The sequence below is a fragment of the Paracoccus sp. pheM1 genome (assembly GCF_018499825.1).
GTDB lineage: Bacteria > Pseudomonadota > Alphaproteobacteria > Rhodobacterales > Rhodobacteraceae > Paracoccus > Paracoccus versutus.
In genome coordinates this window covers 2,686,165-2,701,127 of sequence record NZ_JAGXCX010000001.1, presented here as the reverse complement: position 1 = coordinate 2,701,127, position 14,963 = coordinate 2,686,165, and the positions used below count along the sequence as shown (strand labels likewise).

Annotated in this window: 18 protein-coding genes, 1 tRNA gene and 1 pseudogene; 12 read left to right on the top strand and 8 right to left on the bottom strand. The window is 68.1% G+C overall.

The window, feature by feature from the left end; all coding sequences use genetic code 11:
* Window positions 1–140: 140 nt before the first annotated feature.
* Window positions 141–332, bottom strand: a complete 192-nt coding sequence (locus KF941_RS13655; protein WP_214273593.1) for a hypothetical protein — start codon at window positions 330–332, stop codon at window positions 141–143.
* Window positions 333–451: 119 nt separating this feature from the next.
* Between KF941_RS13655 and KF941_RS13650 the strand changes: the two genes are divergently transcribed.
* Window positions 452–835, top strand: coding sequence for a DoxX family protein (locus KF941_RS13650; protein ID WP_036749957.1), 384 nt, complete (start codon window positions 452–454; stop codon window positions 833–835).
* Window positions 836–1,036: 201 nt separating this feature from the next.
* On the opposite strand, the gene KF941_RS13645 is transcribed toward KF941_RS13650, so the two are convergent.
* Together KF941_RS13645 and KF941_RS13640 are read right to left on the bottom strand one after the other, a co-directional pair.
* The gene (locus KF941_RS13645) at window positions 1,037–1,327 is read right to left on the bottom strand and encodes a HigA family addiction module antitoxin (RefSeq protein WP_214273592.1); all 291 of its coding nucleotides are present in this window, start codon (window positions 1,325–1,327) and stop codon (window positions 1,037–1,039) included.
* A gap of 11 nt (window positions 1,328–1,338) precedes the next feature.
* Window positions 1,339–1,620 carry a type II toxin-antitoxin system RelE/ParE family toxin gene (locus KF941_RS13640; RefSeq protein WP_214273591.1) on the bottom strand — a complete coding sequence of 94 codons (282 nt, stop codon included), beginning with the start codon at window positions 1,618–1,620 and terminating at the stop codon, window positions 1,339–1,341.
* Window positions 1,621–1,782: 162 nt separating this feature from the next.
* On the opposite strand from KF941_RS13640, the gene KF941_RS13635 reads away from it, so the two are divergent.
* The 4 genes and pseudogenes from KF941_RS13635 (at window position 1,783) to KF941_RS13620 (ending at window position 3,026) form a co-directional block, all read left to right on the top strand.
* Entirely contained in the window at window positions 1,783–1,971 is a 189-nt protein-coding gene (locus KF941_RS13635; RefSeq protein WP_036749949.1) for a hypothetical protein, read from the top strand.
* A 110-nt stretch (window positions 1,972–2,081) separates the two neighbouring features.
* Window positions 2,082–2,378, top strand: a complete 297-nt coding sequence (locus tag KF941_RS13630) for a type II toxin-antitoxin system RelE/ParE family toxin (RefSeq protein ID WP_214273590.1) — start codon at window positions 2,082–2,084, stop codon at window positions 2,376–2,378.
* 2 nt (window positions 2,379–2,380) lie between these two features.
* Window positions 2,381–2,575, top strand: a pseudogene (locus KF941_RS28550) (addiction module antidote protein); the annotation flags it as partial.
* 58 nt (window positions 2,576–2,633) lie between these two features.
* A complete protein-coding gene (locus KF941_RS13620) occupies window positions 2,634–3,026 on the top strand; it encodes a transposase domain-containing protein (RefSeq protein WP_214273589.1) in 393 nt (130 codons plus the stop codon).
* A gap of 230 nt (window positions 3,027–3,256) precedes the next feature.
* On the opposite strand, the gene KF941_RS13615 is transcribed toward KF941_RS13620, so the two are convergent.
* Window positions 3,257–3,346 (bottom strand) — tRNA-Ser (locus KF941_RS13615).
* A gap of 421 nt (window positions 3,347–3,767) precedes the next feature.
* Window positions 3,768–4,865: a redox-regulated ATPase YchF gene (gene ychF, locus KF941_RS13610; protein ID WP_036749941.1), complete on the bottom strand. Its 1,098-nt coding sequence runs from the start codon at window positions 4,863–4,865 to the stop codon at window positions 3,768–3,770.
* A gap of 126 nt (window positions 4,866–4,991) precedes the next feature.
* Between ychF and trpA the strand changes: the two genes are divergently transcribed.
* From trpA to KF941_RS13590, 4 genes are all read left to right on the top strand, one after another.
* The gene (trpA, locus tag KF941_RS13605) at window positions 4,992–5,789 is read left to right on the top strand and encodes a tryptophan synthase subunit alpha (protein ID WP_214273588.1); all 798 of its coding nucleotides are present in this window, start codon (window positions 4,992–4,994) and stop codon (window positions 5,787–5,789) included.
* A gap of 113 nt (window positions 5,790–5,902) precedes the next feature.
* Window positions 5,903–6,520, top strand: coding sequence for a glutathione S-transferase N-terminal domain-containing protein (locus KF941_RS13600; protein ID WP_214273587.1), 618 nt, complete (start codon window positions 5,903–5,905; stop codon window positions 6,518–6,520).
* Between the two features lie 11 nt (window positions 6,521–6,531).
* Entirely contained in the window at window positions 6,532–8,061 is a 1,530-nt protein-coding gene (locus KF941_RS13595; RefSeq protein ID WP_214273586.1) for a VOC family protein, read from the top strand.
* Window positions 8,062–8,305: 244 nt separating this feature from the next.
* Complete coding sequence (locus KF941_RS13590; protein ID WP_072463580.1) at window positions 8,306–8,899, top strand: NAD(P)H-dependent oxidoreductase; 594 nt, start codon at window positions 8,306–8,308, stop codon at window positions 8,897–8,899.
* A gap of 30 nt (window positions 8,900–8,929) precedes the next feature.
* On the opposite strand, the gene KF941_RS13585 is transcribed toward KF941_RS13590, so the two are convergent.
* Both KF941_RS13585 and KF941_RS13580 read right to left on the bottom strand, forming a co-directional pair.
* A complete protein-coding gene (locus KF941_RS13585; RefSeq protein WP_214273585.1) occupies window positions 8,930–9,334 on the bottom strand; it encodes a DUF1801 domain-containing protein in 405 nt (134 codons plus the stop codon).
* Window positions 9,335–9,485: 151 nt separating this feature from the next.
* Entirely contained in the window at window positions 9,486–10,430 is a 945-nt protein-coding gene (locus KF941_RS13580) for a ring-cleaving dioxygenase (protein WP_214273584.1), read from the bottom strand.
* Between the two features lie 108 nt (window positions 10,431–10,538).
* Between KF941_RS13580 and KF941_RS13575 the strand changes: the two genes are divergently transcribed.
* The 3 genes from KF941_RS13575 to KF941_RS13565 all read left to right on the top strand — a co-directional run bounded on the left by KF941_RS13575 (window position 10,539) and on the right by KF941_RS13565 (window position 14,375).
* Window positions 10,539–11,513, top strand: a complete 975-nt coding sequence (locus tag KF941_RS13575; RefSeq protein ID WP_214273583.1) for a LysR family transcriptional regulator — start codon at window positions 10,539–10,541, stop codon at window positions 11,511–11,513.
* A complete protein-coding gene (locus KF941_RS13570; RefSeq protein WP_036749923.1) occupies window positions 11,510–12,529 on the top strand; it encodes an LLM class flavin-dependent oxidoreductase in 1,020 nt (339 codons plus the stop codon). The genes KF941_RS13575 and KF941_RS13570 overlap by 4 nt, the downstream gene beginning before the upstream one ends.
* An 82-nt stretch (window positions 12,530–12,611) precedes the next feature.
* Complete coding sequence (locus KF941_RS13565) at window positions 12,612–14,375, top strand: monovalent cation:proton antiporter-2 (CPA2) family protein (RefSeq protein ID WP_240540303.1); 1,764 nt, start codon at window positions 12,612–12,614, stop codon at window positions 14,373–14,375.
* Here the strand turns inward: KF941_RS13565 and KF941_RS13560 are convergent.
* The gene (locus KF941_RS13560; protein ID WP_214273581.1) at window positions 14,372–14,935 is read right to left on the bottom strand and encodes a HutD family protein; all 564 of its coding nucleotides are present in this window, start codon (window positions 14,933–14,935) and stop codon (window positions 14,372–14,374) included. The genes KF941_RS13565 and KF941_RS13560 overlap by 4 nt on opposite strands.
* Window positions 14,936–14,963 lie beyond the last annotated feature (28 nt).

Sequence of the window (14,963 nt, the reverse complement as noted above, 5' to 3'; positions counted from 1 at the left end):
TAGGGCGTCTTGCGCGTTGGCTGCCGGCAGGTCGATTAGGGCCACTTCCATGGCATGGCGACGTGCGCACAGGGCGCTGAACTCAGCGTCGGTTGCTCATTGATTGGAAGGCTTCTGACCTTGCGGATGCTGCTGCCGCATCACATGACACGCTGCGCTCCTTCGAGAGTGGCCGCACAAAAGCCCTGAGCCTGGAGAACGAGGAAGCTATCCGCAAGGCCCTTGAAGCCCGAGGTGTTCAGTTCCTCGAAGGCGGGCAGGTCGCGGTGGGGCCTGGGGTGGCGATGAGAGCTGATGGGTCCGATACGGCTTGAAACCGTGCGGCTCTGCATCGCGGCATCCCCTCGAAGATCAATGCGATTGCTTTGCGCTCCGCCTTTCATCCCGCTTGCATTCTGACGAACGCGACCATCCACTGTCCGCAGCATCAACCCAAAGATGAGGGACGGCAATGACTGGCAAGCTTTCGGCGCTACAGCCCTATGCAATCGGAGCCCTGCGCATCGTCGCCGGGCTGCTCTATTTCGAGCATGGAACCCAAAAGCTGTTCGGCATCCCCATCCCCGGCCCCGAAACCCTCGGCACGCTGCCGCTTGTCTCCGGGCTGCTGGAGGTCATCGGCGGCGCCCTGATCATCCTCGGTCTGTTCACCCGGCCGGTGGCGTTCGTCCTGTCCGGGCACATGGCCTTTGCCTATTGGATGGCGCATGCCCCCAAGAGCGTTTTCCCCGTGGCCAACGGCGGCGATGCAGCCATCCTGTTCTGCTTCGTCTTCCTGTTGCTCGTGACCACCGGCGCCGGGGCGCTGTCCATCGACCGGCTCAAGGGTCGCTGAGAGGCTCTGCTGGAACATCCCGCCTCCGGCACGGTTAGACGCGCCGGAGGACGCAACACCATGACCCAAGGCGGACACAGCCAGACCGCAGCAATCCCTGTCCGCGGGCGGCTCAGACTACGCCCGCGGTGATGACCGCCAGCGCGACGGGCGTCAGCGGCGGAAAGGCGAACACGGCGAGCAGGGTCAGCACAAGCACGCTCACGCCGCTGCCAGCGGCTGGATATCGGCCACGTCTCGATCTGGCGTGTTCGTAATCAGGTCGTAGTTCAGTTGAAGGTTCATCCAGAACTCCACCGAGGTTCCCAGGGCCTTGGCGAGCCGCTGCGCCGTGTCCACGGTCATGGCGGTTTCTTCCTTCACCAGGCGCTCGATGCGGGTGCGGGGCACATGGACATGCCGGGCCAGCTTGCCGGCGCTGATCCCCAACTCGTCCAGGAATTCTTCCTTCAGGATTTCGCCGGGATGGACCGGCACTTGCAGCATGGTCATGGCGGTTCCTTTCAGTGGTAGTCCACGATTTCGACATTGGCAGGGCTGTTCTGGGTCCAGGTGAAACAGATGCGCCACGGGTCGTTGATCCGGATCGAATGCTGGCCCACCCTATCGCCCTTGAGGGCTTCCAGCCGGTTCGCCTTGGGCGCCCGCAGGTCGTCCAGGAGGTGAGCCGCTTGCAGCATCGCCACCTTGCGGACGGCGATCTTGGACAGGTTGGCGGGAAAGCCCTTGCCCGGCTTGCCAGCCAGGACCTGCGCGGTCAACTCTCCCCTGATGCTCTGTATCATGCAACGATACGTCTCGTGTGATGATACAAACATCAAGGTATTCCCTGACACCGAAGCTTCGAAATTCCCCCGGATCCTTTGAAAATGTCTCGCCCTTCCGCTGCCTGCACATCACGCCAACCGTGGGGCAGGATCGGGCAGAGTTCGGAGAGGGATGAAACGATGGAAAGCAACGACAAACGTGGTGAGGCGCTCGAGGCATTCGTGATGGACTTGCTGCTGAGTTCGCCCTTGCTGCGGCCGGGGCGCGAGCATGAGACCGCCCGATCCTACCAGGACAAGGCCGCCGTCTCTCATCCCGAGGTGGCGCGCGTTCTTCGCGAGGCTGCTGACCGCCTGCTGCATGGGTGACCCCGCCGTGATCCATCCCCGCTGCATGCATTGGCGCTGGCCACCTCAGAGCGGCAGCCAAGGAACCATCCTGCTGCCTTTGATTTCATGTAGCCTGCAAGCTACATATCATGATCGAGATCCGCCAGACAGATACCTTCCGGGAATGGCTGCTGTCCCTTCGCGATGCACGGGCCAACCGAAAGATTGCCAGCCGCATCCAGCGGCTGCGGTTCGCAAACCCCGGAGATGTGAAGCCGGTTGGCGCTGGCGCGAGCGAGAGGCGCATCAACGAGGGGCCCGGCTATCGGGTCCAGTTCGTTCAGCGCGGATCGGTGCTGGTCGTGCTTTTGTGCGGCGGCACCAAGAGCCGCCAGCAGGCGGACATTGAGCAGGCGAAGCGGCTTGCCGCAGAGATGGAGGGTTGAGCATGGCACTGGAAACCACGGCCTTTGACCCGGCCGAATACCTCGACAACGACGAGGCGATTGCGGGCTACCTGTCCGATGCCCTGGCAACCGGGGATGGGGCGTTCATCGCGGATGCGCTGGGCATGGTCGCGCGCGCCAAGGGCATGAAGCAGATCGCTGAGGATGCCGGGCTGTCGCGCGAAAGCCTCTACCGCGCCTCGAGCGAGAAGGGCAATCCCGAGTTCAGCACCGTCCTGAAGGTGGTGGCAGCGCTTGTCCGCCTTCGGCGAGCTGATCGAGACCTGGGGCATCCCGAAGCATTGCCTTTTCGACAACGGGCACGAATTCGCCAACAAATGGCTGATGGGCGGCATCCCGACCCGGTTCCGCTTCAAGGTGCGCGACGACGACCCGCTGGGCGTGCTGCCCACGCTGGGCATCAAGGTCCACTGGGCTACGCCGGCCCACGGCCAGGCCAAGCCGATCGAACGGGGCTTCCGCGACTTCGCCAGCCGCATCGCCAAGGATCCGCGCTTCGCCGGTTGCCTGATGGATCGCGGCCATCTGCGCCAGCAGCAGCGCCTCGGTCGCGTCTTGCGGCTCCATGCTATCCACGAACCCCAAGGCGAAATTCGAAGCTGCCGGGGCCACCGCTCTGCGATATGATTCGATATTGGCCATCTGCTCCAGCAGCCCGCCCGCGACATGGCTTGTTGCCCGCTGCGGCATCGAGGCGTCCGAAATCACCGGAGGTTTGAATGTGAAGAAGCTTGCCGTCCCCACCTCCAGTTCCATCATCGGCGCAACACGGCCGCTCGCAACTGGCGACTGTTCCGCTGCGCCACGGCAAACGCGCACCAGAAGCGGACGGTTTTCTTAATGAAACCAATGGGGCATGGCGGAGACGAAGGGATTCGAACCCTCGAGGCGGTTTCCCGCCTGCACCCTTAGCAGGGGTGTGCCTTCGACCACTCGGCCACGTCTCCGCCGCGCGGTCTAGCAGGGCAGAGGCGGGAAAAACAAGGGCAAATCGCATGGAAGGGGCGTTTCACGCAAAATTCGCCGCAGCGGGCCGCGAACGGCGCCGGGTGCCCTGCCGCACGGGCCGCGGAGGCGATGCGTCCGTCGCTCCGGTCGACCAAATCCGCCCCGCCCGGACGGTCGGGGCCAGGCGCCGGGCCGCGAGCAAAACCCGGTGCAGGCCGGCGAGGGCGATCGGCGCCGCCAGCAGGCCGGCGCGGTCCGGGAAAAGATGCGAGACAGGGCGGGCCGTCAGCCTGCAGACCGGCGCGGCCCCGGCAGCCCGCGCCAAGGCCCTGCATCCTCCGCCTCGGGAGCAGAAGGACGATGCGCCCGGCCATACCCGCGGCCAGGATGCGACGCGGAAGGTGAGGACAAGGCTGCCGGTCAGGCGTTGAACAGGAAATGCAGCACGTCGCCGTCCTGCACCACATAGGACTTGCCCTCGACGCGGAACTTGCCGGCCTCGCGCGCGCCGGCCTCGCCCTTGCAGGTGACATAGTCGTCATAGGCGATGGTCTCGGCGCGGATGAAGCCGCGCTCGAAATCGCCGTGGATCACGCCCGCCGCCTGCGGGGCCAGCGTGCCCTTGTGGATGGTCCAGGCGCGCGCCTCCTTGGGGCCTACGGTGAAATAGGTATCGAGGCCCAGCAGCTTGTAGCCCTCGCGGATCAGGCGATCCAGGCCAGCCTCGTGCAGGCCCATCTCCTCGAGGAACATGCCGGCCTCCTCGGGCGGAAGCTGGCTGATCTCCTCCTCGATCTTGGCGGAAATCACCACATGGCCGGCGCCTTGTTCGGCCGCCATCCGGGCCACGCGCTCGGACTGGCTGTTGCCGCTGGCGGCCTTGTCCTCTTCGACGTTGCAGACGAACAGCACCGGCTTGGCGGTCAGCAGTTGCAGCATGTCCCAGGCCTTGCGATCCTCGTCCGCGACCTCGACGGTGCGGGCGGGGCGGCCGGATTCCAGCGCCGCCTGCGCAGCTTTCAGCAGCTTTTCCTGCGCCACCGCCTCCTTGTCGCCGCCCTTCAGCTTGCGCTGGATATTGGCCAGCCGGCGCTCGACGGATTCCAGGTCGGCGATCATCAGCTCGGTCTCGATGGTCTCGGCGTCGGCGATGGGGTCGACGCGGCCCTCGACATGGGTGACGTCGCCATCCTCGAAGCAGCGCAGCACATGGGCGATGGCATCGACCTCGCGGATATTGGCCAGGAACTGATTGCCCAGCCCCTCGCCCTTGCTGGCGCCCTTCACCAGGCCGGCGATGTCGACGAAGGTGATGCGGGTCGGGATGATCTGCTTGGACCCCGCGATCTCGGCCAGCCTGTCCAGCCGCGGATCGGGCACGGCGACCTCGCCCACGTTCGGCTCGATGGTGCAGAAGGGAAAGTTCGCGGCCTGCGCGGCGGCGGTTTTCGTCAGCGCGTTGAACAGCGTCGATTTGCCCACGTTCGGCAGGCCGACGATCCCCATGCGAAAGCCCATGATGCACCCCTTTTCCCGGATTTCCGCGCTTATTATGGGGCGATGACGCGCAAGTCCAGTGGCGGGCCGTTGATCTTGCCCCTCAAGCCGGGCTAGGGCTGGGCGGACCATGAGGGAACGGGGCGCATGAGCAGAATCGACGACACTTTCGCGCGGCTGGCCGAAACGGACGGCAAGGCCTTCGTCGCCTATATGATGGGCTGCGACCCGGATTTCGACACCTCGCTGCAGATCATGCGCGGCCTGCCCGGCGCGGGCGTGGACATCATCGAGCTGGGCATGCCCTTCACCGACCCGATGGCGGACGGCGCCACCATCCAGGCGGCGGGCCAGCGCGCGCTGGCGGCGGGCGGCAGCGTGACCCGCGTGCTGGACATGGTGCGCGCCTTTCGCGCCCAGGACGACACCACGCCCATCGTGCTGATGGGCTATTACAACCCGATCTATGCCCGCAAGGACGGCGTGAACCGCTTTATCGCCGAGGCGGTCGAGGCCGGGGTGGACGGGCTGATCGTGGTGGACTTGCCGCCCGAGGAAGATGCCGAGCTGTGCCTGCCGGCGCGCGAGGCCGGGCTGAACTTCATCCGCCTGGCGACGCCGACCACCGACGACCGGCGCCTGCCCGCCGTGGTGCAGAACACCAGCGGCTTCGTCTATTACGTCTCGGTCACAGGCATCACCGGCGGCCCCGCGGCGAACGCGGCCGAGGTCGCGCCCGAGGTCGCCCGGATCCGCGCCAGCGCCAGGCTGCCGGTCGTGGTCGGCTTCGGCATCTCGACGCCCGAGGCGGCGCAGGCGGTGGCGGGCGTGGCCGACGGCTGCGTGGTGGGCTCGGCCATCGTCAAGCTGATCGGCGAGGGCTGCCCGGTGCCCGAGATCCTGTCCTTCGTCGCGGACCTGGCCAAGGGCGCGCATAGCACCTGAACCGATCCCCGCCCCGGCGCGTTCGATGATGCAGAACGCCGCGTTCCAACCTTTGCCGGTTGGGGAAACGCGGCGCGACGCTATCTTGGACGCATCGCAAGACGGAGGATCCCATGCCCACCCTGTTCTACCATGCCGGCGCCTGCTCGCTCGCGCCCCATATCGTGCTGGAATGGACCCAAGCGCCCTATGAGGCGGTGGCGGTCGAATTCGGCTCGGCGGAACTGATGGCGGTGAACCCGGCCGGCGCCGTGCCTGTGCTGCGCGAGGATGACGGCTGGATCCTGACCCAGGCGGGCGCGATCCTGCACCACCTGGCCCGCAAGCATCCCGAGGCCGACCTGGCCGGCGGCGACGAGTTGCGGGCGCAGGCGGAACTCGACCGCTGGTCGAGCTTCTTTACCGGCGACCTGCATCCGGCCTTCTTCCCGCTGTTCACGCCGCAGCGCTATACCACCCGCCGCGATGAGGCCGACCGCGAAGCCGTGCAGGAGGCCGCGCGCAAGCTGGTCCGCAAGCAGCTGGCGCTGCTGGACGCGCATCTGGACGGCCGCGACTGGATCCTGGGCCGCCGCTCGGTGATCGACGCCTATGCCTTTCCGATGCTGCGTTGGGCCGGGAAGCTGCTGCCCGAGGGCACCCAGGGCTGGGCCAATGTGCAGGCCCTGCATGACCGCATCGCGGCCGATCCGGCCGTGCAGACCGTCCTGGCCCGCGAAGAGGGCGCATAAAGGGGAAAGCCATGCCCAGCGGCATCCATCACGTCACCGGCATCACCCGCCGGGTCCAGGCCAATGTCGATTTCTACGCCGGCTTCCTGGGCCTGCGCCTGGTCAAGCGCACCGGCGGCTTCGAGGATGCCGAGCAATTGCACCTGTTCTATGGCGACGCGCTCGGCTCGCCCGGCTCGCTCGTCACCTTCCTGGTGTGGGAGGACGGGGCAAGGGGCCGGGTCGGCCATGGCCAGGTCGCCGAGATCGCGCTGGCCGTGCCGCCCGACAGCATCGGCGACTGGCTGACCCGCGCCATGACCGCGTACGTGCCGGTCGAGGGGCCGCTGCGCGAGCGGGGCGAAACCGTGCTGCGGCTGAAAGACCCCGACGGCGTGATCGTCAAGCTGGTGGGGGCGGACCTGCCTGCCACGGCCCCCCTGCCCGACCCGATCGCGCCGACGCGGCTGCGCGGCGTCACCATCCTGACCGAGCAGCCTGCGGCGACGCGCGATTTTCTGACCCGCTTCGGCTATCGCCCCGGCACGGCCGAGGGCGCGGTGCAGCGCATGGCCTCGGACACGGATGTCGTCGACATCCGCGACGCCACCGGCTTCTTTCCGGGCATTCCCGGCACCGGCATCCTGGACCACGTCGCCTTTCGCGCGCCGGATGCCGATGCGCTGCGCCGGATGCGGCTGGCGTTGCAGGATACCGACGCGACCAGCGTGCATGACCGGAAATACTTCCTGTCGCTTTATGTGCGCGAGCCGGCGGGGACGCTGCTGGAATATGCCACCGACGCGCCCGGCTTCACCCTGGACGAGACGCCCGAGGATCTGGGCCGGACGCTGTTCGTCCCGCCCGATGACGCGGCCCGCGCCGACGACCTGCGCGTGATCCTGCCGCAATTCGCCCTGCCGGGCGAGGAAAGGAGCCCGATGCGCGATCTGCATTTCATCCACCGCTTCCACCGGCCGGAAGACCCGGACGGCAGCACCATCGTGCTGCTGCATGGCACCGGCGGCAACGAAACCGACCTGATGCCGCTGGCCCATCGCATCGCACCCCGCGCCACGCTGCTGGGCGTCCGCGGCCGCTCGACCGAGGAAGGGATCAACCGCTGGTTTCGCCGCTATGACGCGGTGACCTATGATCAGGCGGATGTCCGGGCCGAGGCCGAGGCCTTTGCCGGCTTCATCGACGAAGCCGCGCGGGCCTATGGCCTGGACCCCGAGGCGCTGGTCTACCTGGGTTATTCCAACGGCGCGAACCTGCTGGGCGCGGTGCTGCAGCTGCATCCCGGCCTGATCGGGCGCGCGGTGCTGATCCGCGCCGTGCAGGTGCTGGAGGCGCCGCCGGCGCTGGACGCGCAGGCCCTGGCCGGCAGCCGGGTGCTGATGCTGACCGGCGCCCGCGATCCCTTTGCCCGCATGGCCCCGGCGCTGGAGCGCGCCTTGCAGAGCGGCGGCGCGGCGCTGGAGGCGCGGACCGTCGATGCGGGGCACGAGTTGCGGCCCGAGGACGTGTCGCTGGCCGGCGAATGGCTGGGCCGCGACTGACGCCCAGGCCGGCAGCGCGGCGCCTGTCCGCGCTGCCGCATGGGTATTTGTGGAACAGAGAAGATGGACAGGCGGGTCGCGAAGCCCGCCTGCTTCCTTCCGGCGCGGCCTGTTTCCGATTTCCGAACGCCGCTTCCGATTTCGGTTGGCTTGTCCGAAAGCCTCGCAGGGCCCAGTTTGAGGCCACGACATTCAACCAGAAGGGCCGCGTCCGGCCCGCCAAACCATGACGAAGGACCAGACCATGACCCGGAAACCGCATATCGCCATCATCATCGGCTCGACCCGCGCCGCGCGCTTTGCCGACAAGCCCGCCGCCTGGCTACTGGAAAACGCCCGGAAGCGCGAGGACATGAGCTTCGAGCTGGTGGACCTGCGCGACTACGACCTGCCGCTGTTCGACGAGGTCGCCTCGAACCTCTGGGTGCCGTCGCAGGATCCGCGTGCGGTGAAATGGCAGCAGAAGCTGGCCGAGTTCGACGGCTATGTCTTTCTGACCTCGGAATACAACCACTCGGTCAGCGGCTCGCTGAAAAATGCGCTGGACCAGGCCTACAAGGAATGGAACCGCAAGCCGGCGGCGGCCATGGGCTATGGCGGCGTCGGCGCCGCCCGCGCCATCGAGCATCTGCGCGGCATCGCCGTCGAATTGCAGATGGTGCCGCTGCGCAACGCCGTGCATCTGGGCGGCGGCGATTTCTTCAAGGTCTCGCCCCTGGGCGCCAATGGCGAGATGGCCGAGGTCGAGGCGAACCTGCTGCCCGCGCTGGACGCCATGCTGGACGAGCTGCATTGGTGGGCCGAGGCGACCATGGCGCAGCGCGCCAAGACCGCCTGATATTATCTTGTTAACCAGTTCACGGGGCGGTCACTTCGACCGCCCCTTTTTCTTGCTGGCCGTGTTCAGCGCCACGGCGGCGCGGATCAGCGCCTTCAGCGCCTCGGCGTCGATCCGCTCTCCCTCGCGCAGGTCGATGGCGCGGCGGGTGTTGCCTTCCAGGCTGGCGTTGAACAGGCCCGCCGGATCCTCGAGCGCCGCGCCCTTGGCGAAGGTCATCTTGACCACCTGCTTGTAGGTCTCGCCGGTGCAGAGGATGCCGTCATGCGACCAGACCGGCACGCCGCGCCATTTCCATTCCTCGACCACCTCGGGATCGGCCTCGTGGATCAGGACGCGCAGCCGCGCCAAGGTCTCGCCGCGCCAGTCGCCCAGCTCATTGATCCGTGCGTCGATCAGTTCCGAGGCGGGCTTGTCCGTTTCCGGCTGGCTCATGGGGTAAGGCTCCCTTTCGTCCTGTCGCGCAGCAGAGCATGGGGCGAAACCCCCGATGCGGCAACAGGCCCGAAGGCCGCGGGCGGATTCTTGCACGTAGGAAAAAGGCCGCCGAAGCGATCCGGCGGCCTTTCGTTCGGTTCGGCAGGGTTCAGTCCAGCGGCTTCAGCCGGGCCTCGATCTGCGCGCGCTGCCCTTCCAGGAAAGGCGGCAGGGACAGCGTCTCGCCCAGGCTTTCCAGCGGCTCGTCCACGGCGAAGCCGGGATCGTCGCTGGCGATCTCGAACAGGTTGCCCCCCGGCTCGCGGAAATAGAGCGAGCGGAAATAATAGCGCTCGACCTCGCCCGAATTGGGCACCGGCATCTCGGAAAGCCGCGCGGCCCAGGCGTGGATCGCCGGCTTGTCGGGCACGCGGAAGGCGACGTGATGCACCCCGCCGGCACCCTGGCGCGCCGTGGGCAAGTCGGGCTGGACCGCCACATGCAGCTCGGCCGCAGGGCCGCCCTGTCCCATTTCGTAGACATGGACGGTGCCGTGCCCGTCGGGGCTGGCATAGTCGCGGACCTTGCGCATGGCCATGACATGGGTCAGCACCGCCTCGGTCGGGGCCAGTTCCGGCACCGAGATGGTGATCGGCCCCAGCCCGTGGATCTGGTGCTGCGCCGGCACCGGGCTTTTTTCCCAGGGCGCGGTCACGGCATCGGCGGCGTCCTCGGTCAGGCGGAAACGCTGGCCCTCGGGGTCTTCGAAATCGAGGCTGGCGCGGGTGTCGATCCGGGCGATCTGCCCCACGGTCAGGCCGCGGTCCTGAAGCCGCCCGGCCCAATACTCCAGGCTGTCGCCCGCGACCCGCAGCCCGGTGCGGCTGATCGAATGCGTCCCCCGCCGTTCCCGCGCCGCCGGCCAGTCGAAAAAGGTCAGGTCGGTGCCGGGCCGTGCCAGCCCGTCGGCATAGAACAGGTGATAGGCGCTGGTGTCGTCCTGGTTGACGGTCTTCTTGACCAGCCGCAGCCCCAGCGTGTCGGTATAGAACCGCTTGTTGCCGGGCGCATCGGCGGTGATCGCCGTCAGGTGGTGAATTCCGGTCAGCTCCATGATGGGCCTCCTTTCTGTCGGCACCAATATCGGCCATGGGCGGCTTTTGCGCCACGGCGCCGGCTGCGAACCTTGTGTTCGACGCTGGCGAACGGGTAAGCTCGGACCATGCGCTATGACCTGAACGACCTGGAAACCTTCCTGACGGTGATGGAACTGGGCACCGTCACCGCCGCCGCCGCGCGGCTGAACCTGTCGAAATCGGTGGTCAGCAAGCGGATCACCGACCTGGAGGCGACGTTGGGCGCCGCCCTGTTCCGCCGCAATGCCGGGCGCATCACCCCGACCGAGGCGGCGCTGCGCCTGGCCGAGCGGCTGCGTCCCGCGCTGGCCGAACTGGTCGCGGCGGCCGAAAGCACCGCCTGGGACATGGACGGGCTTGCGCCCCTGCGCGGCAGCCTGTCCGTCGCCGCGCCGATGAGCTTTGGCGTGCTGCACCTGGGGCCGATCATCGCCCGCTTCGCCGCCCAGAACCCCGAGCTGGAGATCAGCGTCGACTACGACGACCGCAGCCGCGACCTGGCGCGCGAGGGCTTCGACATCGGCATCCGCATCGGCAAGATGCGCGACAAGGCGCTGATGCAGCGCAAGCTGTGCGAGGACGCCAGCGTCGCCTGCGCCAGCCCCGCCTATCTGGACCGCAAGGGCCGGCCGCAAACCCTGGCCGACCTGCGCGAGCATGAGGTGATCGGCTACAGCCACCTGCCCAACAGCCAGCTGTGGCAGTTCCAGGACCGCGACCGCTTCGTCTCGCCGCTGGTGCAGGGGCGGCTGTCGATGAACAATGGCGAGGCGATCCGCGACATGGCCGTCGAGGGGCTGGGGCTGGCCATCCTGCCCGGCTTCATCGTCGCGCCGGCGCTGGCCGACGGGCGGCTGGAACGGGTGCTGCCCGGCTTTGGCACCAGGCCGCTGCCCATCGTCGCGGTCTGGCCGCCGGTCCTGCCCATGCCCGCCAAGCTGCGCCGCTTCATCGACCATGTGGCGGCGGAATTGCGCCAGCCCTCGTGGCAGGCGGGCTGGGGTGGGGGCCGCAGCGGTCCCATATCCCAGGAACCCGCAATCCCAAAGGTGGTCCCGTGAAGAAGATCGGTTTCCTGTCCTTCGGCCATTGGTCGGACGAGCCCGCCTCGCACACCCGCAGCGCCCAGGACACGCTGCTGCAATCCATCGAGCTGGCCGTCGCCGCCGAGCAGCTGGGCGCGGACGGCGCCTATTTCCGCGTCCATCACTACGCCCGCCAGCTGGCTTCGCCCTTTCCGCTGCTGGCGGCGGTGGGCGCGCGCACCAGCCGTATCGAGATCGGCACCGCCGTCATCGACATGCGCTATGAAAACCCGCTGTATATGGCCGAGGATGCCGGGGCCGCCGACCTGATTTCGCAAGGGCGGCTGCAGCTGGGCATCTCGCGCGGCTCGCCCGAGCAGGTGATCGAGGGCTGGCGCTATTTCGGCTACTCCCCGGCCGAGGGCGAAAGCGACGCCGACATGGCGCGGCGCCATGCCGAAGTGTTCCTGAACGTGATCGAGGGGCATGGCTTCGCGCGGCCGAACCCGCGGCCGATGTTCCCCAACCCGCCCGGCCTGCTGCGGATCGAGCCGCATTCGCCCGGCCTGCGCCAGCGGATCTGGTGGGGCGCGGCCTCGAACGACACCGCCCGCTGGGCGGCGCAGCTGGGCATGCACCTGCAAAGCTCGACGCTCAAGACCGACGAGAACGGCAAGCCCTTCCACGTCCAGCAGGCCGAGCAGATCCGCGCCTATCGCGAGGCATGGGCGGCGGCGGGGCATGAGCGCGAGCCGCGCGTCTCGGTCAGCCGCTCGATCTTTCCGCTGATGGACGACCGCGACCGGATGTATTTCGGCCATGGCGGCAAGGAGGCCGACCAGATCGGCTTCATCGAGGAGACCCGCTCGATCTTCGGCCGCGGCTATACCGGCGAGCCCGACCGGCTGGTCGAGGATCTGCGCGAGGACGAGGCCATCGCCGAGGCCGACACGCTGCTGCTGACCGTGCCGAACCAGCTGGGCGTCGATTACAACCTGCATGTGATCGAGGCAGTTCTGGCCCATGTCGCCCCGGCGCTTGGCTGGCGCTGAGCGCGGCGCTTTGTGATCGGGGGCGCCGGGTATAGGCTTACCCCCGGAAACCAGCGCGAACGGGGACCGGATGGCGACAGAGATGACGGCCGCCGCCGAGGCGGCGGGGCATGGCGGCGGCGGGATGCCGCTTGTGGGGGTGGTTGTGCTGCTGGCGGCCGCGGTGCTGGCGGTGCCGCTGTTTCGCAAGCTGGGGCTGGGCTCGGTGCTGGGCTATCTGGCGGCGGGGCTGGCGATCGGGCCTTTCGGCCTGGGCTTCTTCGACGACCCGCAGGCGATCATCCATGTGGCCGAGCTGGGCGTGGTGCTGTTCCTGTTCGTGATCGGGCTGGAGATGCAGCCCTCGCGGCTTTGGGCGATGCGGGGCGAGATCTTCGTGCTGGGCTTTGCCCAGGTGCTGCTGGCCATCGCGGCGCTGACCTGCGTCGGGCTGGCGCTGGGTTTTCCGGTCGCCGCCAGCTTCGTGTCGGGGACCGGCTTCGTGCTGACCTCGACCGCCATCGTCATGCAGATGCTGGCCGAGCGGGGCGAAATCGCCCTGCCCAAGGGCCGGCGCATCATCGCCATCCTGCTGTTCGAGGATCTGGCCATCGTGCCGCTGCTGGCGCTGGTCGCCTTCCTGGCGCCGGGCAGCGAGGAAGTGACCCTGTCCCAGCGCCTGGCCGGCATCGCCATCGGGCTGGGCTGCATCGCCGCGCTGGTCGCGGCCGGGCGCTATCTGCTGAACCCGATGTTCGGCCTGCTGGCGCGCTTCGGCGGGCGCGAGGTGATGGCCGCCGCCGCGCTGCTGGTGGTGCTGGGCGCGGGGCTGCTGATGCAATGGGGCGGGCTGTCCATGGCGATGGGCGCCTTCCTGGCCGGGGTGCTCTTGTCCGAATCCAGCTTCCGCCACCAGCTCGAGGCCGATGTCGAGCCGTTCCGCGGCCTGCTGCTGGGCCTGTTCTTCCTGGGCGTCGGCATGGCGCTGGACCTGACCGTCATCGCCGCCAACTGGGCGCTGATCGCGATCTGCGTGCCGGCCTACATGCTCTTGAAGATGCTGGTGATCTATGCCGTCGGCCGGGTGCTGCGCGCCAGCCGGGCCGAGGCGCTGGAGCGCGCGGTGCTGATGGCGCAAGGCGGCGAGTTCGCCTTTGTGCTTTATTCCAGCGCCATGCAGTTCGGCATCATCAGCGGCCAGGACAATGCCATCCTGACCGCCATCGTCATCGTCTCGATGGTGCTGACGCCGCTGCTGATCATCCTGCACGACCGGCTGGCGCCCAAGCCCGCCCCCTCGCTCGACGGGGTCGAGGCGGCGCAGGGGCTGCAAGCGCGGGTGCTGATGATCGGTTTCGGCCGCATGGGCCAGATCGTCAGCCAGCCGCTGATCGCGCGCGGCCATTCCATCTCGATCGTCGAAAGCGATCCGCAGACCATCCGCGATGCCGACGAGTTCGGCTTCAAGGTCTGGTATGGCGACGGGGCGCGGCTGGACATCCTGCACGCCGCCGGGGCCGGCAACGCCAGCCTGATCGTCGCCGTGCCCGGCGACCGGCAGGCCACCACCCGCATCGTCGAGCTGGCCAAGCACGAATTCCCGCTGGTCCCGGTCATCGCCCGCGCCTTCGACCGCGAACATGCGCGCGAACTGGTCGAGGCCGGCGCCGACTACCAACTGCGCGAGACGCTGGAAAGCGCCTTCGCCCTGGGCCGCGAGGCGCTGCTGCAGCTGGGCGACGACCCCGACGAGATCGACGAGGTCATGGCCGAGATCCGCGGCCGCGACATGGAACGCTTCGAGATGGAATGCGTCGGCGGCATCTTCGCCGGCCGCGACCTGCTGCTCGGCAATCGTCGGGACTAGGCGCGGGCGATCTCGATCAGCCAGACATCCGGCGCGGGACCGACCGGCAGCGCCGCCTCCGGCCCTTCGCAGAACAGCGCATCGAGCTGGTCCAGCGCCACGGTCCCGCCGGCGAAATCCAGCACCACCGGCGCGGTCGCCAGCAACAGCCGCCAGCCCGGCGCGCCCTCGGCCGCCTGGGTCAGCCGCGCCAGCCGGTGGGTGAAGGCGCCGCGCCGGGTCATCACGTTCAGGTCGGTGATCGGCCCCGCCAGCAGCCGCGCCGAGGTGGGCACATCCGCCGGGAATGCCAGCGGCGCGCTCTCCGGCGTCAGCCGCTGGGCGGGCTGCCCCTGCACCTGCAACGCGGCCCCCGCGCCGGTCAGCACCGCCAGCGTGCGGTCGATCTGCGGGAAGATCGAGAAATCGCCGTCCTCGGTCACGCCGGCCATGCTGACGCGCCAGCCGAAATCGGCAAGGCCCGCGCCCGCGGGGTGGACGGCGATCTCGACCGTCTCGCCGCGGCCGTTCTTCCACGGCATGCGGCGATGGTCGGCGGCTTTCAGGATGCGATGGCTCATGCGGTTCCTCCCCTTGGTTCCGGCCCCT

What these genes read in the sequence shown, in the direction of transcription:
- KF941_RS13655 (WP_214273593.1), bottom strand. Translation starts at nt 332, where the DNA reads ATGCAGAGCCGCACGGTTTCAAGCCGTATCGGACCCATCAGCTCTCAT.
- KF941_RS13650 (WP_036749957.1), top strand. Translation starts at nt 452, where the DNA reads ATGACTGGCAAGCTTTCGGCGCTACAGCCCTATGCAATCGGAGCCCTG.
- KF941_RS13645 (WP_214273592.1), bottom strand. Translation starts at nt 1,327, where the DNA reads ATGACCATGCTGCAAGTGCCGGTCCATCCCGGCGAAATCCTGAAGGAA.
- KF941_RS13640 (WP_214273591.1), bottom strand. Translation starts at nt 1,620, where the DNA reads ATGATACAGAGCATCAGGGGAGAGTTGACCGCGCAGGTCCTGGCTGGC.
- KF941_RS13635 (WP_036749949.1), top strand. Translation starts at nt 1,783, where the DNA reads ATGGAAAGCAACGACAAACGTGGTGAGGCGCTCGAGGCATTCGTGATG.
- KF941_RS13630 (WP_214273590.1), top strand. Translation starts at nt 2,082, where the DNA reads ATGATCGAGATCCGCCAGACAGATACCTTCCGGGAATGGCTGCTGTCC.
- ychF (WP_036749941.1), bottom strand. Translation starts at nt 4,865, where the DNA reads ATGGGCTTTCGCATGGGGATCGTCGGCCTGCCGAACGTGGGCAAATCG.
- trpA (WP_214273588.1), top strand. Translation starts at nt 4,992, where the DNA reads ATGAGCAGAATCGACGACACTTTCGCGCGGCTGGCCGAAACGGACGGC.
- KF941_RS13600 (WP_214273587.1), top strand. Translation starts at nt 5,903, where the DNA reads ATGCCCACCCTGTTCTACCATGCCGGCGCCTGCTCGCTCGCGCCCCAT.
- KF941_RS13595 (WP_214273586.1), top strand. Translation starts at nt 6,532, where the DNA reads ATGCCCAGCGGCATCCATCACGTCACCGGCATCACCCGCCGGGTCCAG.
- KF941_RS13590 (WP_072463580.1), top strand. Translation starts at nt 8,306, where the DNA reads ATGACCCGGAAACCGCATATCGCCATCATCATCGGCTCGACCCGCGCC.
- KF941_RS13585 (WP_214273585.1), bottom strand. Translation starts at nt 9,334, where the DNA reads ATGAGCCAGCCGGAAACGGACAAGCCCGCCTCGGAACTGATCGACGCA.
- KF941_RS13580 (WP_214273584.1), bottom strand. Translation starts at nt 10,430, where the DNA reads ATGGAGCTGACCGGAATTCACCACCTGACGGCGATCACCGCCGATGCG.
- KF941_RS13575 (WP_214273583.1), top strand. Translation starts at nt 10,539, where the DNA reads ATGCGCTATGACCTGAACGACCTGGAAACCTTCCTGACGGTGATGGAA.
- KF941_RS13565 (WP_240540303.1), top strand. Translation starts at nt 12,612, where the DNA reads ATGACGGCCGCCGCCGAGGCGGCGGGGCATGGCGGCGGCGGGATGCCG.
- KF941_RS13560 (WP_214273581.1), bottom strand. Translation starts at nt 14,935, where the DNA reads ATGAGCCATCGCATCCTGAAAGCCGCCGACCATCGCCGCATGCCGTGG.